Genomic DNA, 18,119 nt, shown 5'->3' with positions numbered 1-18,119 from the left:
GGCCTCACTTCAGGCCGGACAGGGCGAACCCTTGGACGACGTAGCGCTGGAAGACGACGAAAACGATGAGGATGGGCACGACCATCAGCGTCGAGGCCGCCATCTGCAGCGACGGGTTGGTGGAGATCTGCTGATTGAGCAGCGAGATTCCCACCGAGAGGGTGTAGAGCCCCTGGTCATTGGCGATGATCAGCGGCCACAGGAAGCTGTTCCATCCCGCGATGAAGGTGAGCACCACCTGCACGGCCAGGATCGGTCCCGACATGGGCAGGATGATCCGGAAGAAGATGCGCCACTCTCCCGCGCCGTCCATCCGTGCGGCCTCGAGGATCTCTGTCGGGATCGTCGCCATGAACTGCCGGAACAGGAACACGGCGAAACCCGACACCAGCATCGGCAGGGCGATGCCGATGAGCGTGTTCGTGAGCTTCATCCCGTTGAGGATGAGGTAGCTCGGGATCATCGTGACCTGGCCGGGGATCATCATCGTCACCAGCACCAGGAAGAACAGGGCATCTCTGCCGGGAAAGGCGAACTTGGCGAAGCCGTAGCCGGCCGCCGCCATCAGCAGCAGGCCCACCATGCAGATGACGACGATCAGCAGGGTGTTCAGGAGGTAGCGCCCGAAGTCCAGCTCGGTGAAGAGCTGGATGAAGTACTCGAGCGTCGGATTGCGCGGCAGCAGCTGCGGGGGGAACGCGACGGACTCGCTGCGCGGCTTGACGGAGGCGAAGATCATCCACAGGAACGGGAACGCGGTGATGAGTGCGCCGACGGTCAGCAGCGCGCCGATCACGATGGTGCCGGTGCGTCCGCGGCGCCGTCCGGCTCGGGTGCCCCGTCGTGCGTCCGACGTCTTCGCGAGGCCCCGTCCGCCGCGGGTGATGAGCTCAGTGGTCGACATCGGACCTCCTCAGGCGCAGCTGGACGATGGTGATCGTCGCGATGATCGCGACGAGGACGACCGAGCCCGCACTGGCGTAGCCGAACTGACTCGACGAGAAACCCTTCTGATACAGGAAGAGCGCGATCGACGTCGACGAACCCAGTGGTCCGCCCTTGGTGAGCACGAAGGGTTCGTCGAAGAACTGCAGCCATGCGATGACGGTGGTGATGGTGACGAAGAAGATGGCGAAGCGCAGCAGGGGGAGCACGATCGAGACGATGCGGCGCAGCCCCGATGCGCCGTCGATCGCCGCCGCCTCCAGGTACTCCTTCGGCACGCCTTGCAGGGCCGCGAGGAAGATGATGACGTTCAGCCCGAGGCCGCGCCATACGGCGACCAGCCCGACGGAGAACTTCACGACCGTGGGGTCGGAGAGCCAGGGAACCGGCGGCAGCCCGACGAGCGAGAGCAGGTAGTTGAACAGGCCGAACTGTGTGTTGTAGAGGTAGCCCCATACGAGGGCCACGGCCACGATCGCGGTGATGGCCGGGACGAAGTAGAACGAGCGCAGCGCGCGGAAGAAGCGGCCCTGCGAGCTGTTGAGCGCGAGCGCGATCGCCAGGGAGAGGACGATCACGCTGGGTACCCCGACGACCGCGAACAGAGCGGTGTTGCCGAGGGCCTGCCAGAAGTCGGGGTCGGCGAACAGCGCCGTGTAGTTGTCGCCGCCGATGAACTGGATCCGCGACCAGTTTCCCAGGCCCGCGAGATTCATGTCGGTGAAGCTCACGAGGAGCGCCACGGCGATGGGCAGGATGCCGAAGACGATGAGCAGGAGCATCGCCGGGGCGATGAACGTATAGGGGACGATGCGGTTCTTCATGGCCTCGTGGCCGGGGGTGCGCGGTGATCGGGTCACCGCGCACCCCCGGAGCTCAGTTCGCGGGGGTCCCGGCGGTAGTCGTGAACAGCGTCTTCAGGGCGTCGTCTCGGTTCGCGCCGGTGAGCACGATCGAGTTGAGCGCGTCGAGCACCGCCTTGCCCGTCTCACCGTCCCAGTTCGGCACGAGCGGCAGCAGGCGGGAGGACGCGAGCTGCTTCGTGTAGACCGACACCATGGGGTCGCCGGTCAGCGCGCTGTCGGCGAGCGCCTTCTTCACTGTCGGCAGCTGCCCGTCGGACTGGTACCAGCTCACCTGCACGTCGGGCTGCGAGAGGTAATCGAGCAGCTGAAGTGCGCCGTCCTTGTTCTTCGTGGAGCCCCAGACTCCGAGGTTCGACCCGGCGAGCAGCGACGTGTCCTTCGCTCCGGACGGCACGGTGGTCACGTTCCACTTCCCGGCCAGCTCCGGCGCCGACTGCGAGATGGCGGCCGCAAGGTAGGGACCGCTGACGAGCATCGGCGTGCTTCCCGTGATGAAGCCCTGCGTCTGGTCGAAGTCGCTGTTGGTGGGCACGCTCTTGTCGGCGTAGAGGCCGGTGTACAGGTCGACCGCCTTACCGAACGCGGGCGTATCGAAGTCGATCTTGCCCTGGCTGTCGACGATGTCGCCGCCCTGGTCCCACGTCATGATCACGGGCAGTGCGCTGTCCCATTGGGGGATGTAGTAACCGTACGAGCCGTCACCGCGGCCGCCCAGTGTCTTCGCGTCGGCGCGCAGCTGATCCCAGGTCGCCGGCGGAGTGCTGATACCCGCTGCCTGGAGGATGTCGCTGCGGTAGAAGAGAACGCGCGTGTCCGACACCCACGGCACGGAGACGACCTTGCCCCCGATGGCGGTCGCATCTCCGGCGACGCCGTCGACGAAGTTGGATGCCGCGAGGTTCTCGTGACCCGACAGTGCCGCGTCGTCGAGGGTGAGCAGTGCGCCGCTGTCGGCATAGGTGCGCAGCTTGGAGAGTCCGATCTGCAGCACGTCGGGGCCGTCGCCCGAAGCGACCGCTGTCGTGAACTTCTGGTCGACGCTGTCCCAGGGGATGGCGACGGTCTTCACGTCGATTCCCGTCTTTTCTTCGAACGGCTTGACCAGCGCATCGAAGTGGGCAGAGCTGTCGCCCATGACCCAGACGGTCAGTTCCTTGGCGGCGGTGCCGCCGTCGGCGGGTGCGGATGACGAGCATCCGGCGAGGGTGGCGGCCGTCAGGGCGGCGGTGCCCAGCGCGAGCCAGCGCATTCTCTTCATCGAGAGGTCCTTTCGGGGTGCAGGAGGTGCGGTGTCGAATCGGGATTCGGCGGCGAGAGGACGGGAAGAGACTCCCTCGTCCTTTCTCTACGACTTAGATTAAGGCATGTCCGATTGTCTGGCAAGAGGCGGAGCGGCGAAACGAGCGCAGGGGGCCGCCACGTCGCGACCCCCTGCGCCGATCGTTGTCAGTACGACGAGTAGACCGTCACCTCGTCGATAGACCACCACTGCGGCGCCACGCCCGTCTGGGTGATGCGGATGTACCGCGCGCTGACCGGTGCGATCGAGATCGGACGCTTCCATCCGTAGGCGATGCCCGTGGCGGCTGTCGTCCACGACGAGCCGTCGAGGGAGGTCTCGACGGTGAATCCGCGCGGATAGTCCCACGTCGACGAGCTGTCGGTCTGCACCGTGACCATCGCGACCGTGCGGGTCGAGCCCATGTCGATGCGGTACCACTCCCCGCCCGCCATGGCCTGGCCGCTCTTCCACGATGTGCCGTTGGCGCCATCGATGCCCGCACTCGGCGAGCTGCCCGCCGCGGTCGTGGACGCCGTCGCGGTCCAGCCGGTGTGGCTCACCGCGGACGGGGCGAACGTCGACAAGCCGCCGGCGTACTTGGCGATGGTGGCGACGAACCGCGCGTTCTGCGTGAAGGTGGCGGTTGCGAACTGCGACAGCTTCGACTGGAAGGTCGCCGCATCGTCACTGTTGATGACCGGCACCGGCTTGCGGTCGTCGTAGTACATGCCCCAGTAGGCGAAGCCGTCCTCGGCCGAGCCCTTGACCTTGTACGACCAGTTCGACCACGACACCTGCGAGGCGTTGAGTCCCGCCATGAACCGTGCCCAGACGTCGTCGTTGTAGTACAGGGAGTATTCGCCGTAGAGGATCGGCACCCCCGGATTCGAGAGCTTCGCAGCCAGTCCGCCCAGTTCGTTCGTGACGAGTTGGTTCTGGGCCGTCCAGTCCTTCGAGTTCGGCATGTCGTACGGGTGGTATTCGTAGACGACGTTCGTCCACCCGTAGGTCGACGGCGGTGCGATCTTGTCCAGGCCGAAGAACGCGCCGAGGAAGATCGCGTGGTCCGCATCGATGGCACGTACGGCGGTGTACAGCCGGTTGTAGTAGTCGCTCTTCTGGGCCACATCGTCGCTGTCTTCGTTGTAGTCGATCAGGGGCTCGTTGATGAGGTCGTAGCCGGCCACCGCGGGATTGCCGTTGTAGCGCGTCGCGATCTTCTTCCAGATGTCCTCCACCCAGTTCTGATAGGTCGCGCTGCCCCAGAACCCGTTGGGGTTGGGTCCGATGCGACCGCACGACCCCCACGGGCAGCCGCCGCCCGGCACCGTGTGGAGGTCGATGAGGACATAGATTCCGCGCGCCGCGGCTTCGTTCACGACCCAGTCGATCTTCGACCACGGATTCGACTTCCAGGTGCCGTCGAGATTGAGGAACACGTTCCACCCGATCGGCACACGGATGAAGTTCATTCCCGTGGCCTGGATCGCGTCGAGGTCGTTCGCCGTGAACCATGTGTCCTGATGCGTGCCGACGACCGAGGCGGTCGTCGTCGCGCCGAAGCGTGCGGTCATCGTGTTCGTCAGCGAGTAGTCGTCGTTGTAGAGCCCGGCGGTGAGCTCGCCGATCGACCACCAGTTGCCTGCGGAGCCGGTCTGGGTGAGGCGGAAGTACCGTGCTGCCTGAGCCGTGAACCCGATGGTCGACGCCTTCTTGGTTCCCGCCCCGGTTGCGACAGTGCTCCAGGAGGACCCGTCGCGTGAGAGCTGGAGCGTGTACCCGCGCGGCCAGTCGTCCTCGTCGGTGGTGTTCTTCGCGGTGTCGGTCGTGACGTTGTTCAGCGTGATGAGCGCGCCCATGTCCACGGTGACGGCCTGACCCGGCGCCTGGGCCGCACCGGTGGTCCACCGCGTCGAGGTGGTGCCGTCGATCATGTTCGACGGGGAGGCGCCCAGCGAGGAGGTGACGACCCATCCGCCGCGATCGAGGGAGGTTCCGCTCGAGATCGCGACCTCGGCCACCGACCACCACTGCGACGAGGTGCCGTTCGAGGTGATCCGAAGATAGCGACCGTTCTTGGTCCCTTGGAAGTCGGCCTGCACGACGCGATTCGCGCCGTAGCCGCTCGCGACCTTCGTCCAGTTCGCGTTGTCGTAGGACGTGAAGACGTCGTAGACCCGCGGGTAGTCGTTCGCGGTGGTCGCGCCCGCATCGAACAGGACTTTGTCCATGTCCACGTTGCGCCCGAGATCGATCGTCAACGACTGCCCGGGCGCCTGCGGGGCACCGCTCTGCCACACCGTGGAGACGTTGCCGTCGAGCGTCATCTGGGCGTTCGTGCCGGGGGCGTTGGAGGTCGCCGTCGCGGTATGCGTGCCGTTGAACAGGACCGGGTCGCTGTAGAGGTTGATCTCACCGACCGACCACGCAGCGGCCGCGGCGCCGGTCTGTGTCACCCGCACGTAACGCGCGACCTGCGGGGCGAACTTCACCGTCGTGAGACCATCCGTGCCGGGCTGGGTCGCCACGCTGGTCCAGGTCGAGCCGTTGGACGATGTCTCGATGTTGAGTGCTCGCGGCCACTGGCCCGCGTTGGCGGTGTTGTCGATGGTGAGCCGGTTGAAGAGAGTGGGCGCCCCCAGGTCGAGACGAATCCACTCCCCGCCGGCCTGATTCGCGCCGGTCGTCCACCGGCTGGTTCCCGATCCGTCGAGGGCGTTGGCCGGTGCTCCCGCGGACGCGGTTGCACTCCAGCCGGTGCGGTCGGCGGCGAACTCGCCGAGGGGCGACATCCAGTCCTCCTGGGTGAGCCATCCGCCGATGTTCGTGCCGCGGAGGTTCACCGCGGCGCCGGTCCCCGACGATTTCTTCAGGACGTTGCCGCTGGCTTTGAGGAAGTCGGCGGAGGTGAGGGCGGCGGCATGCGCCGCCGTCACGGGTAGGACGGCAGTGGCCGCCACGGCCGCAGCTGTCACCAGCGCGGCGAGAACACGTCGTTTCACGATCCTCCTTGATCAGTGCGGAGCATGGCTGCGCTCCGTCGCTGGTCAGCATCGCGAGACGACGTCTACTTTGTCAAGGACTTAAAATAAGCCCAGCACTTACTGGGGCTCAGAGTGCGGCGTCCTGCTTGGGGATGAAGACCTTCTTGATGATCAGCAGGATGGAGGCGGTCACGGGAATCGCGACGAGCGCGCCGAGCAGGCCCATGAGCGTCCCCCCGACGAGCGCGCCGATCACGACGAGGGCTCCCGGCACCGCGATGGCCTTGTTCATCACCTTCGGCGTGAGCACGTATGCCTCGAGCTGCATGTAGACCAGATACGCGACGGCGAAGATGAGCGCCGACAGGGGGCTGGCGAAGAGGGCGACCACCGAGGCGATGCCCCAGAACAGCACGGTTCCGACGAGCGGAATGATCGTGAGGCAGAAGGCGACCACCGCCATCAGTGCGGGGAAGGGGAGGCCGAGAACCGTGTACAGGATGAAGCTCACGACCGCGTTGAAGAAGGCGAGCACGACCATGCCGCCCAGGTAGCCGCCGACCGACTCCGTGATCTGCTCGGTCAGATCGGCCGTCAGTGCGCGACTGCGGGCGGGCACCATGCGGTAGAACGCCTGCTTGATCTCCGGCAATGACGCGAGGAAGTACAGGCTCAGCACGATGATGATGATGATCCCGGAGATCGTCGTGCCGATGGAGATGCCGATCTGCAGCACGCCCCCGCCGATCGCCGCCAGATGGCCCGGATCGGTGAGGAACTTCTGCACCTCGGCGACGATCGCGGGCACCTGGTCGCCGAACTGATCACGTGCCCAGTGGTAGAGGTCGGTCTGCTGGAACGACGTCACGAGAGTCGGCACGTCCGTGATGAACTGGGCGATCTGGCGCACCACCGTGGGCACGATGAGCCACAGCACGGCCACGAGCAGCAGCGCCAGGGCGAAGTACACGATCACGATCGCCCAGGCTCTGCCGACGCCGTGCCGCTGCAGGCGCTGCACGACGGGGTTGAGTCCGAGAGCGACGAACAGGGCGAAGGCGACGTAGATCCACACCGTGACCAAGCTGGTGACGGCCATGCCCAGCAGGATCGCCACCAGGCCGCCGAGCGTCAGGAAGAAGCCCACGACGAAGGGGCGGTTCAGGGTCGTCCACACCGCGCGTCCCGTGTGCGAGCGATGCGCAGCAGCCTCGGACGACACCGCACCGTCGGTCGTTCTCGCCCGGTCGGAGTCCGCCGCGGTCTTCGCCCCACGCCGGAGGGAACGCGGGCGGGGCTCGTTGGATGCTGCTGCCATGGTCACACTCTAGGGCTGTCAGCGGATGCCGCTGGGAGAGGCGGTAATGTCGGCGAGGACGAGAGGAAGCCCATGACCGACGCCGCCGTTCACCTGCAGCGCCTGCGTGCCAGCATCGACAACATCGACGCGGCGCTGATCTTCATGCTCGCCGAACGCTTCCGCTGCACGCAGCAGGTCGGGGTGCTCAAAGCGGAGCATCGGATGCCGGCATCCGACCCCGCTCGCGAAGAGCAGCAGATCGCGCGTCTGCGTCGCCTCGCTCTCGAGGCCGACCTCGATCCCGAGTTCGCCGAGAAGTGGTTCAACTTCGTCGTCGCCGAGGTCATCCGACACCACACCGCGGCGGCCGCCGCCGACTGATTCCGGCGCCCGTCCGGCGGCCCCGATGCGTCAGGGGATGGCGCGGCGCAGCGTGAGGAACGACGCGGCACCGAGGATGCACGTCAGCACGGCCAGCACCGCGGTCAGCCCCATCGGCCCCAGGTCGGCGAGCCACGTCCACACCGTCGCCCAGGCATCCATCCGCCCGACGAGCCACAGGGCGGCGATCAGCAGCACCCCCACGCCCGACAGCGTGAGCGTCAGCCCGAGAGCGCCGAAGCGGCGGTAGAGCGTCGCTCCCCAGAACCCGGCCACGAAGAGCACCATCGCCACTACGGCGAAGAAGAGCCCGGCGCCCCCGGGGCCGGCGGTCCACACCCAGTCCAGCGAGAAGAAGTAGCCGTTGACACCCCAGCCGCCCGTGGCGCGTTCGATCGCGCCGCCGACGGCGAAGACGGCGCCCAGCAGGACGGCCGTCACCAGTGCCGCGAGCATCGTGCCGAAGAAGAACTCCCGGCGCGTGATGCTGAGGGCCTGCGAGAACGGGAAGGTGTAGCTCAGCGACATGATGCCCAGGCCGAAGAAATACCAGATCGGAGCCTGGCTTCCGCCGCCGTACTTCGCCCCGCCGTAGGGGATGAGCGCGAAGATCGCGATCGAGAGCACGAGGCTGACGACGAGGATGAGCAGCGGCAGCCACACGAACGTGTACTTGTTGACGAACTGCATCCGGGTGACGGTGAAGACCCGATTCATCGGCGTGCTCCTTCGGCGGTGGTGGCTGCGGCGGCGTTCGCCGTGGCCGAGGATTCGGCATCGTGCTGGGTCAGGCGGACGATCAGCTGCTGCAGAGAGACCGCACCCACCTCGAGCCCGGATGCCGCGAGCTGCGCCCGATCCTGGACGCCGAGTTCGCCGAGAACCGTCGCGCTGGCCACGCGGCCGAGGCTCTCGCGGTGCAGTACCTCGCGTCCCGCGGTGAAGGCGTCGACGGCGACGGCGTCGCCGATGATCGTCGAGGCCCGGCCGCGGACGGCATCGGTCTCCTCGTCGAGGATGATGCGCCCGCGATCGATGACGATCACCCGTTCGATGAGGTCGGCGACCTCGTCGATGAGGTGACTGGACAGCACGATGGTGCGGGGATGTTCGGCGTAGTCGGCCAGGAGGCGGTCGTAGAAGATCTGGCGCGCGACGGCATCCAGTCCGAGGTAGGGCTCGTCGAAGAACGTCAGCTCGGCGCGCGAGGCGAGTCCGATGATGACACCGACCGCCGACAGCTGCCCGCGGGAGAGCTTCTTGATCCGCGTCTTCATGGGCAGCTGGAACGCATCGATGAGCTCGTCCGCGAGATCCTGGTTCCAGTGCGGGAAGAACATCGCCGCCATCCGGAAGGCGTGGACGGGTCGGGCGTCGTCGGGATAGCGCTGACTCTCGCGGACGAAGCAGATCCGGCCCAGCACGCGGCTGTTCTCGTACGGGTTCTCGCCGAAGACGCTGACCTCGCCGCTCGTCGCGAAGTTCTGGGCGGTCAGGATCGACATCAGGGTTGTCTTGCCTGCGCCGTTGCGGCCCAGCAGGCCATAGATGACATTGGCTTCGAGCGTCAGCGACACCCCATCCAGGGCGGCGGCGTTCCTATAGCGCTTGACGAGATCGGTCACCTGGACGACGGTCATCGGGCGCCTCCTTCCGTGGTCGATGTGATGTGGGCGGCCGCGTGGTCGCGGACCATCGTGGCGAGTTCGTCGGCACTGAGGCCGAGCGTGTGAGCTTCTGCGAGCAGAGGCTCGATGAACCGGGCGGCGAAGGCGGCACGCCGCTCGGCCCGCAGGCTCTCGCGGGCGCCGACGGCCACGAACATGCCGATTCCACGGCGCTTGACGAGCACGCCCTTCTCCACGAGCATGTTCACTCCTTTCGCGGCCGTGGCCGGGTTGATGCGGTAGAACGCCGCCAGTTCGTTGGTCGACGGCGCGCGTGTGTCTTCGGGAAGGCTCCCGTCCACGATGGAGTCCTCGACGCTCTCGGCGATCTGCACGAAGAGCGCTCGTCCCTCATCGATCACGTGGCCTCCCGGCATCCAGTGAATTGGTTAGTTACTTGACTAAGTAACCACATAACGCTGGCGACGTCAAGCGCTGCCGGAGCGCCTCCGCCTTCGCGTGCGCGCGATAGCGAGAAGTCGGCGTCGCGTCCAATTTGCGTGCGCATTCACCCGGATGAAACGGTGGTGGCGGCCCCCACGCGGGGTCGACCCCAGACCAGTCCGCGACCGCTGTCGTGCCCGTTGGCACCGGCGGACGTAAGGTCGGCGGCCTGTGCCCGGATCCGATGTCCGGTGCCGAGCGCTCTGCCCGAGCGCGAGTGGCCGTCACCCGGGCGTGACCGATGCAGCCTGTGCACCGGGCTGCCGAGGTGTTCTGTGACCGACGCTGTTTCCGCTGCGCCCCTCTTGGAGGCGCGGCATCTGTTCAAAGTCTTCGGGCGTGATCCGAAGGATGCCGTGGCGCGCCTGCGCGCGGGTCACTCCCGCGCCGACGTGGCCGATGCCGGCACCGCGGCCGTGGTGGACGCGAGCTTCACGGTGAACCGTGGCGAGATCTTCGTCATCATGGGGTTGTCCGGCTCGGGCAAGTCCACGATCATCCGCATACTCAACGGCCTGCTGACCCCCACCGCCGGCGAGGTGACCATCGCCGGCCGCAACGTCACCACGGCCTCGCCGGCACAGCTGCGCACCATCCGCCGCGAGTCGGTGTCGATGGTCTTCCAGCACTTCGCCCTGCTGCCGCACCTGAGCGTGCTCGACAACGCGGCGTACGCGCTGGAGATCCAGGGCGTCGGCAAGACCGAGCGCCGCGAACGTGCGCGTGACATCCTCCAGCGCGTGGGCCTCGGCGATCGCGCCGATGCGCTTCCCGACCAGCTCTCCGGCGGCATGCGTCAGCGGGTCGGCATCGCGCGCGCCCTGACGGCCGGCACCGACATCCTGCTGATGGACGAGGCCTTCTCGGCGCTCGACCCGCTCATCCGCCGCGAGATGCAGGAGCAGCTGGTGGAGCTGCAGCGCGAGCTCGGCCGCACGATCGTGTTCATCACGCACGACCTCAACGAGGCGATGTTCCTCGGCGACCGCATCGCCGTGATGCGTGACGGTCGCATCGTGCAGAACGGCACACCGGAAGAGATCCTGACCGATCCCGCCAACGACTACGTGGCGCAGTTCGTTCAGGACGTCGACCGGGCGCGCGTGCTCACGGCATCCGCCGTCATGGAGCCGCCGTCGCTGTCGACGCCGATCACGGCGGGCGTGCGCGGGGCACTGCGCACGATGCGTGAGAACCAGGCCGGTGCCGTGTTCGCGACCGAGAACCGCCGCCTCGTGGGCGTGGTCACCGACCGGGCCGTGATCCGAGCGGTGAAGTCGGGCGAGAGCGACCTGCGGCGCATCGTCGACACCCGCGTGCCGACGGTCGGTCCCGACGACCTGCTCACCGACATCGTCGAGACCGCCGTGGAGGCGTCCGTTCCCCTGGCCGTCGTCGACGATCAGGGACGCCTGCGTGGAGTGATCCCGCGCATCACACTGCTCGCCGCTCTCGGCAACGTTCCGGCGACGACGCGCGAGATGGCGGTCGTGCAGACCCCGCTGGAGATGGTGGCCGAGTTCACGCCGCTGGTGGATGCCGCGACGGAGGGAGAGCGCTGATGGACGGGTTCCGCATTCCGGTGGGCCAGTGGGCCGAGACGGTCGTCGATGTCGTCGGCGACGCGCTGCGCGGACTGTTCGACGCGGTGGCGCTCGTTCTGGGCGCCGTCTACGACGCGGTGGACGCCGTGCTCATGGCGCCGCCGTTCTGGCTGCTGATCGTCGTGCTCGCCGCGGCGGCGTTCGCCGTGAGCGGCTGGCGCCTGGCGCTGGGCACCGCCCTCGGCCTGCTCGTGATTGTGGGCGTCGATCAGTGGGACAACGCGATGGACACCCTCGCCCTGGTCATCGTCGCGGCGCTCGTCGCGATCGTGATCGCGATCCCCGTCGGCATCTGGGCTGCCCGCAGCGACGCCGTCTCGCGCATCGTGCGCCCCGTGCTCGACTTCCTGCAGACGATGCCCGCCTTCGTCTACCTCATCCCCGCGATCATCTTCTTCGGCGTCGGGGCGGTGCCGGGCATGATCGCGACGATCCTCTTCGCGATCGCCCCCGGCGTGCGGCTGACCGAACTCGGCATCCGGGGCGTCGACAGCGAGGTCGTCGAGGCGGGGTACGCGTTCGGGGCTTCGCCGGCGCGTGTGCTGCGGCAGATTCAGATCCCGCTGGCGCTGCCGTCGATCATGGCCGGCGTCAACCAGGTGATCATGCTCAGTCTCTCGATGGTCGTCATCGCGGGCATGGTCGGCGCCGGCGGACTCGGCGGCGAGATCGTTCGCGCCATCGGGCGCATCAACGTGGGCCTGGGCTTCGAAGCCGGCCTGTCGGTCGTCATGATCGCGATGATCCTCGACCGTCTGACTTCGGCGCTGGGCCGACCTCGTGCCCCGCGCCGGGCGGGTGCGGCGCGCCGCACCCGCAACGGCGGGTCGACGGCCCGCCCCAGCCGCGGAGAGTCCGCGGCTGACACCGACCGATCCGCGGACAGCACGCGGATGGAGAGGACGTCAGCATGAACAAGACCAAGAGCATCCTGGGCGGTATCGCCCTGAGCGCCGCCGCAGCGCTCACCCTGAGCGGCTGCGCCGGCGGCACGGGAGGCGCGGGCGGTTCCGACGCGAAGTCGATCGAGATCGCCGTGTTCAACGGGTGGGACGAGGGCATCGCCGCGTCGTACCTGTGGCAGTCGATCCTCGAGGACAAGGGCTATGACGTGAAGCTCACGTTCGCCGACGTCGCGCCCGTTTACCAGGGCCTCGCTCGCGGCGACTTCGACCTCGTGCTGGACACCTGGCTGCCCACCACGCACGCCGACTACATGGAGCGCTACGGCGACAAGGTCGACGACCTCGGGGCCTGGAACGACGACGCGCGACTCACCGTCGCCGTCAACGCCGACGCGCCGATCGACTCGCTCGATCAGCTGGCCGCGGCATCCGACCAGTTCGGCGGTCGCATCGTCGGCATCGAACCGGGCTCGGGGCTCATGCGCATCACCGGCGACGATGTCGTTCCCGGCTACGGGCTCGAGGGGATGGAACTCGTGGAGTCGTCCACGCCGGCCATGCTCGCCGAGCTCAAGAAGGCGACGGATGCCGGGCAGAACATCGCGGTGACGCTGTGGCGGCCGCACTGGGCGTACAACGCGTTCCCGGTGAAGGACCTCGCCGACCCGAAGGGTCTGCTGGGGGATGCCGAGAGCATCCACTCGGTGGCCGCGACGTCGTTCGCGAAGGACCATCCCGAGGTGCACGGCTGGATCTCGAACTTCACGATGCCCACCGACACGCTCGCCTCGCTCGAGAACGCGATGTTCAACGAGTACAGCGGTGACGACTACGCGCCGGTGATCAAGAAGTGGATCGCCGAGAACCAGGAGTGGGTCGACAGCCTCACGTCCTGACGATCGCGGTCAGGAACGGGGTCCGGCGTCTGCCGGGCCCCGTTCGTCGTCGGGGGTCGGCTGCGGACGCTCGAGCTGCAGGGCGACCTTGGTCTCGAGACGCTCGACGGCCTCGTCGGAGAGGGCGAGCAGGCCGTCGACCTCCTCGCGCACCCGGCGGTAGGCGACCTGACGTTCTGCCGGCGTGGCGGACTGGTCGAGCGCGACGGCCAGCAGCTGCTGGGCGGTGGCCAGGCGCTTGCGCTCGGCGTCGGTGAACTGCGAATCACGCACGCGTCGGGCGTCGCGCTCGGCGAGATCGAACGCGACTTCGTAATCGGTGACGGCGGTGCGGTATTCCGCGACCTGATCCGCGCTGACGCGGGCATCCGCCGACGCCGGGCGCAGCCGGTCGGCGATCTTCTTCGCGCGCAGGAATGCCGCGGTCAACGGCTGACGTCCATCGCTCATGGTCGGAAAGGCGATCATGCGGGCGACGTCCAGCTCGTACTCCAGCCAGCGCGCCGTCACGTCGTCGTGCACGGCGAACAGCTTCGCGAGCTGGTCGGGCAGGGGCGACGGCTTGGTGATGGGCTGCGGATCGCCGGCGCCCGTGACCCGTGTGGACGCGGTGATTGTCTTCAGCTCGGCCTTCGCCCGCATGACCTCGAGCCGGCGCGCGTGGCGGCGCTGCGCCAGCACGTCCCAGCGGCGCACGAAGCCGCCGGCGATGCCCATGAGGGGAAACACCAGCCACCAGTAGTGCTGCGCGAACTCCCAGAACTGATCCACGGGCTTACCTTACGCGCGGGGTCGACCGGGCACGGGCCACACGTGACGGCCGTCATCACCGTCGGCATCCGGACCGCCCGCGGCGCCGGCTCCGGTCGCCGTGCCCGAGGATGCCGTGGTGCGCGTCGCCGGCGACGTGCGCGCCGCCACCACCCGGGCCAGCGCTTCGGTGCCGCGCGCGAGCGCGGTCTGCGTCAGGCTCTGCGCGATGATCGTCCACTGCTCGCGCACCGGGGCACCGGTGCTCGCGGCATCCGGATCTCCGGGTTGGGGGCGTGCGGGTGCGTCACCCGCCGCGCGCGCCTGCCGCCAGGCCTCGGCCTCGGCCACGGCGAAGGCGCGCCCGGCTGCCGCCACCGCGTCGCGGTACGCGGTGAAGCGAGCGGGTGCGACACGGGCGTGCGCCGTGGCGGGGCGGTGCTGGCGCGCCACCTGGTCGGCGGCGAGGAAGGCGGCGGTGGCGGGCTGGCGCGCATCGGTCATCGCCGGAAAGGCGATGAGCCGTGCCGGATCGGTCTCGTACGTCATCCACCGCGCGATGATCTCGTCGTGTGCGCCCATCACGCGCGCGAGCGGCAGGTGCGCGTCGTCTCCCGCCGGCGGCAGTGCCGCACGAGCGGCCGACACGTGTGCACGCCGCGAGCGGGCTGTCGCGGTCGCCACGCGGACCTCGTCGGTGGCGCGATCCAGCTCCCGACGGGCCGCGGCGACCTCTGCCGCGCTCGCCCGACCGGTGGTGCGCTCAGCCTGCAGCCGATCGAGCTCTGTGCGCGCCACCCGCACCGCGGCACGGGCTGTCGCCGCATCGCGCTTCGCGGTGCGCAGCTCGAGTCGGGCCGCGTCCAGCTCGATGCGCCGGCGGCGCTCGCGCCGTTCGCGGCGCAGGCCGAGCCAGCCGAGGGTGCCGGTACCGATCGTCGCCGGTCCGATCCACCAGAACTCGGCGATCGTCGCCCAGAGCGGATCCACGCCCTCAGCCTAGCCAGGCCGCCTGGGAGCGCTCGCAGAGAGGGATGCCGCGGCATCCGCCCGGGTGAGCCGTGACGAACTCCGCAGATGGTGACGAACTCCGCACCTGCGCAGGCGTTGCGCTGCGGAGTACGTGCGTTCCTGCGGAGGTGGTGGCGTGGCTCAGCCGAAGAGCAACGCGAGCACCGTCGCGCCGCCGCCCACGAGGATGAGGGCGACGATCGTGACCCAGGCGATGATGCGGGTACGGCGCGTGCGCGCCTCGTTCATGCCCTCGTACTCGTCCTGCTCGCTCATGCGGCTCAGCCTACGGGCCCGACCACCGTCGGCCCGAACGCGGCCGGCAGTGTCGCCTGCGACCGCGCGCGCAGCTCGGAGACGGTCAGGGTGAACACGTCCTGCACCTCCAGGGCGTTCTCGGCCGCGTCCGTCGCGGCGTCGGTGACGCCGATGCGCAGCACGGGGTAGCCCCGACCCTCGCACAGCCCGCGGAACTTCACGTCCTCCTCGCGCGGCACCGAGACGATGACGCGGCCGGTGGACTCGCTGAACAGGGCGGTCGCGGCATCCACACCGTCGCGCTCCATGATCTCGCGCAGCCAGACGCGGGCGCCGACGCCGAAGCGCGTCACCGCCTCAGCCAGGGCCTGGGCGAGCCCGCCCGACGAGAGGTCGTGGGCGCTGGAGACCAGCTCCTGCTGGGATGCCGCGTGGATGAGCTCCGCGAGACGCTTCTCCTGGGCGAGGTCGACCGCCGGCGGGCGTCCGCCGAGGTGGCCGTGCACGGTCTCTGCCCACGCCGAGCCGCTCAGCTCGGTGGCCGTGACGCCCAGCAGGTAGATGTTCTCGCCGGCATCCTGCCAGCCGCTCGGAATGCGACGGGCGACGTCGTCGATGATGCCCAGAACGCCGACGACGGGTGTCGGGAAGATCGGGGTGTCGCCGGTCTGGTTGTAGAAGCTGACGTTGCCGCCGGTGACCGGCACGCCGAGCTCGAGGCACGCGTCGGCGAGACCGTCGACCGCCTGACCGAACTGCCACATCACCTCGGGGTTCTCCGGGCTGCCGAAGTTGAGGCAGTCGGTGACGGCGGTGGGCACCGCACCGGTGACGGCGACGTTGCGGTATGCCTCGGCGAGGGCCAGCTGCGCGCCCGCGTAGGGGTCGAGCTGGCAGAAGCGTCCGTTGCAGTCGGTGGCGATGGCGAAGCCGAGGCCGCTCTCCTCGTCGACGCGGATCATGCCGGCGTCGTCGGGGAAGCTGAGGGCGGTGTTTCCCATGACGTAGTAGTCGTACTGGTTGGTCACCCAGCTGGTGTCGGCGAGGTTCGGGCTGCCGAGCAGGTCGAGGAACTGCGCCTTCAGCGTCGCGGCGTCATCGGTACGGGGCAGGGCGGATGCCGAGTCGTCGCGCAGGGCGTCGATCCAGGTCGGGTAGGCGACGGGGCGCTCGTAGACGGGGCCGTCGACGGCCACGGTCGAGGGGTCGACGTCGACGATCTGCTCGCCGTGCCAGAAGATCTGCAGCCGGCCGTCGCCGGTCACCTCGCCGAGGACGCTCGTCTCGACATCCCACTTGCCCGTGACGGCGAGAAACGCGTCGAGCTTCTCGGGCGCGACGATCGCCATCATGCGCTCCTGGCTCTCGCTCATGAGGATCTCCTCCGGCGTGAGCGTGGGGTCGCGCAGCAGCACGTTCTCGAGGTCGACGCGCATGCCCGAGCCGCCGTTGGCGGCCAGCTCGCTCGTCGCGCAGGAGATGCCCGCGGCGCCGAGGTCCTGGATCGCCTCGACGAGTTCGTCGCGGTACAGCTCCAAGCAGCACTCGATGAGCACCTTCTCGGCGAACGGGTCGCCCACCTGCACCGCGGGACGCTTGGTGGGGCCGCCGTCGGCGAAGGTGTCGGAGGCGAGGATCGACGCGCCGCCGATGCCGTCACCGCCGGTGCGGGCGCCGAAGAGCACCACCTTGTTGCCGGCACCGGTGGCGTTGGCGAGCTTGATGTCTTCGTGGCGCATGACGCCCACCGCGAGGGCGTTCACCAGCGGGTTGCCCTGGTAGACGGAGTCGAACACCGTCTCGCCGCCGATGTTCGGCAGGCCCAGGCAGTTCGCGTAGAAGCTGATGCCGCTGACCACGCCGTGCACGACGCGGGCGGTGTCGGGATTGTCGATGGCGCCGAAGCGCAGCTGGTCCATGACGGCCACCGGGCGCGCACCCATCGAGATGATGTCGCGGACGATGCCGCCCACGCCGGTCGCCGCGCCCTGGAAGGGCTCGATGTAGCTGGGGTGGTTGTGGCTCTCGACCTTGAAGGTGACGGCCCAGCCCTCGCCGACGTCCACGACGCCCGCATTCTGGCCCATGCCGACCATGAGGCGGGCCTTCATCTCCTCCGAGACCTTCTGGCCGAAGCGGCGCAGATAGATCTTCGACGACTTGTAGGAGCAGTGCTCGCTCCACATCACCGAGTACATCGCCAGCTCGCCGCTGGTGGGACGGCGGCCGAGGATCTGCTTGATCTGGTCGTACTCGTCGCTCTTGAGTCCGAGTGCCGCGTACGGCTGCTCCTTCTCCGGCGTCTGGACGGCGTTCTCGACAGTGTCTGCGACCTTGCTGTCGGATGCGGGGGTGCTCACGCGGCGGGACTCCAAGACTCGGGTGCCGGGGACGGCCTCAGTCTAGCCGGGCCGCCGTCGGCCGGGCGGCCCCGAGCTCCGCCACCCGCGGTGAGATGGAGGAGGCCGGGAGGGGCCCGGTCAGGCCTCGTCGTCGATCACGCCGATGCCGACGGCGTGATGGCTGGGCTCGGCGGCCTGCGGCAGCGTGGGTTCGATCGGGTTCGGGGCCAGCGGCTCGTCGGGGTTCGGGGCGAGCGGCTCGTCCGGGTGCGGCGCCAGCGGCTCTTCGCCGGGATCCTTCTCCGTGCTCGGCTCGGTCAGCTCCTCGGTATCGGGCTCGGTCGCGGCGGGGGCGTCTTCGGTCCCGACGCCAGGCGTCGTGTCGGGGGATGTCTGCGGGGTGGTCATGTCGTCCTCCTTCGTCATGAGCTCCACTGTTCGCTGCCGTCGGCGGCGACGCACGGGGGTTGACAGGAGGGGTCGT

17 protein-coding genes are annotated in these 18,119 nt (G+C 68.4%); 4 read left to right on the top strand and 13 right to left on the bottom strand.

Annotation, left to right across the window (positions count from 1 at the left end; translation table 11 throughout):
* Positions 1–4: 4 nt before the first annotated feature.
* From ACT53O_RS04185 to ACT53O_RS04165, 5 genes are all read right to left on the bottom strand, one after another.
* On the bottom strand, positions 5–904 hold the full coding sequence (locus ACT53O_RS04185; protein ID WP_112932219.1) for a carbohydrate ABC transporter permease: 900 nt from the start codon (positions 902–904) through the stop codon (positions 5–7).
* Positions 891–1,805: a carbohydrate ABC transporter permease gene (locus tag ACT53O_RS04180; protein WP_239640092.1), complete on the bottom strand. Its 915-nt coding sequence runs from the start codon at positions 1,803–1,805 to the stop codon at positions 891–893. The genes ACT53O_RS04185 and ACT53O_RS04180 overlap by 14 nt, the downstream gene beginning before the upstream one ends.
* A gap of 16 nt (positions 1,806–1,821) precedes the next feature.
* Complete coding sequence (locus tag ACT53O_RS04175) at positions 1,822–3,069, bottom strand: extracellular solute-binding protein (protein WP_476151424.1); 1,248 nt, start codon at positions 3,067–3,069, stop codon at positions 1,822–1,824.
* 188 nt (positions 3,070–3,257) lie between these two features.
* Positions 3,258–6,095 carry a discoidin domain-containing protein gene (locus ACT53O_RS04170; RefSeq protein WP_476151423.1) on the bottom strand — a complete coding sequence of 946 codons (2,838 nt, stop codon included), beginning with the start codon at positions 6,093–6,095 and terminating at the stop codon, positions 3,258–3,260.
* 109 nt (positions 6,096–6,204) lie between these two features.
* Positions 6,205–7,395, bottom strand: coding sequence for an AI-2E family transporter (locus ACT53O_RS04165; protein WP_476151422.1), 1,191 nt, complete (start codon positions 7,393–7,395; stop codon positions 6,205–6,207).
* Positions 7,396–7,467: 72 nt separating this feature from the next.
* On the opposite strand from ACT53O_RS04165, the gene ACT53O_RS04160 reads away from it, so the two are divergent.
* Positions 7,468–7,758, top strand: a complete 291-nt coding sequence (locus tag ACT53O_RS04160; protein WP_036288797.1) for a chorismate mutase — start codon at positions 7,468–7,470, stop codon at positions 7,756–7,758.
* 30 nt (positions 7,759–7,788) lie between these two features.
* On the opposite strand, the gene ACT53O_RS04155 is transcribed toward ACT53O_RS04160, so the two are convergent.
* From ACT53O_RS04155 to ACT53O_RS04145, 3 genes are read right to left on the bottom strand one after another with little or no spacing between them, the layout of a single operon-like run.
* Entirely contained in the window at positions 7,789–8,475 is a 687-nt protein-coding gene (locus ACT53O_RS04155; RefSeq protein ID WP_112932224.1) for a hypothetical protein, read from the bottom strand.
* A complete protein-coding gene (locus tag ACT53O_RS04150) occupies positions 8,472–9,398 on the bottom strand; it encodes an ABC transporter ATP-binding protein (protein WP_135949559.1) in 927 nt (308 codons plus the stop codon). The genes ACT53O_RS04155 and ACT53O_RS04150 overlap by 4 nt, the downstream gene beginning before the upstream one ends.
* On the bottom strand, positions 9,395–9,787 hold the full coding sequence (locus ACT53O_RS04145) for a GntR family transcriptional regulator (RefSeq protein WP_036288828.1): 393 nt from the start codon (positions 9,785–9,787) through the stop codon (positions 9,395–9,397). Before ACT53O_RS04145 ends, ACT53O_RS04150 begins: the two co-directional genes overlap by 4 nt.
* A 357-nt stretch (positions 9,788–10,144) precedes the next feature.
* Between ACT53O_RS04145 and ACT53O_RS04140 the strand changes: the two genes are divergently transcribed.
* From ACT53O_RS04140 to ACT53O_RS04130, 3 genes are read left to right on the top strand one after another with little or no spacing between them, the layout of a single operon-like run.
* Entirely contained in the window at positions 10,145–11,431 is a 1,287-nt protein-coding gene (locus ACT53O_RS04140; protein WP_476151421.1) for a quaternary amine ABC transporter ATP-binding protein, read from the top strand.
* Complete coding sequence (locus ACT53O_RS04135) at positions 11,431–12,387, top strand: ABC transporter permease (RefSeq protein WP_347418201.1); 957 nt, start codon at positions 11,431–11,433, stop codon at positions 12,385–12,387. The genes ACT53O_RS04140 and ACT53O_RS04135 overlap by 1 nt, the downstream gene beginning before the upstream one ends.
* Positions 12,384–13,274: a glycine betaine ABC transporter substrate-binding protein gene (locus tag ACT53O_RS04130; RefSeq protein ID WP_476151420.1), complete on the top strand. Its 891-nt coding sequence runs from the start codon at positions 12,384–12,386 to the stop codon at positions 13,272–13,274. Before ACT53O_RS04135 ends, ACT53O_RS04130 begins: the two co-directional genes overlap by 4 nt.
* Before the next feature lie 9 nt (positions 13,275–13,283).
* Here the strand turns inward: ACT53O_RS04130 and ACT53O_RS04125 are convergent, their stop codons facing one another.
* The 5 genes from ACT53O_RS04125 to ACT53O_RS04105 form a co-directional block, all read right to left on the bottom strand.
* Positions 13,284–14,045 (bottom strand): hypothetical protein, encoded by a 762-nt coding sequence (locus ACT53O_RS04125; RefSeq protein ID WP_476151419.1) that lies wholly within the window; start codon positions 14,043–14,045, stop codon positions 13,284–13,286.
* Positions 14,046–14,054: 9 nt separating this feature from the next.
* Positions 14,055–15,014, bottom strand: coding sequence for a hypothetical protein (locus ACT53O_RS04120; protein ID WP_476151418.1), 960 nt, complete (start codon positions 15,012–15,014; stop codon positions 14,055–14,057).
* Between the two features lie 162 nt (positions 15,015–15,176).
* Complete coding sequence (locus ACT53O_RS04115; RefSeq protein WP_259457186.1) at positions 15,177–15,311, bottom strand: hypothetical protein; 135 nt, start codon at positions 15,309–15,311, stop codon at positions 15,177–15,179.
* A 5-nt stretch (positions 15,312–15,316) separates the two neighbouring features.
* The gene (gene purL, locus ACT53O_RS04110; RefSeq protein ID WP_476151417.1) at positions 15,317–17,653 is read right to left on the bottom strand and encodes a phosphoribosylformylglycinamidine synthase subunit PurL; all 2,337 of its coding nucleotides are present in this window, start codon (positions 17,651–17,653) and stop codon (positions 15,317–15,319) included.
* Between the two features lie 120 nt (positions 17,654–17,773).
* The gene (locus ACT53O_RS04105; protein WP_036319319.1) at positions 17,774–18,043 is read right to left on the bottom strand and encodes a hypothetical protein; all 270 of its coding nucleotides are present in this window, start codon (positions 18,041–18,043) and stop codon (positions 17,774–17,776) included.
* Positions 18,044–18,119 lie beyond the last annotated feature (76 nt).

The sequence above is a fragment of the Microbacterium sp. DMC48 genome (assembly GCF_056313825.1).
The sequence above is the reverse complement of the archived record's forward strand: the minus strand, read 5'-3'. Positions and strand labels throughout refer to the sequence as shown.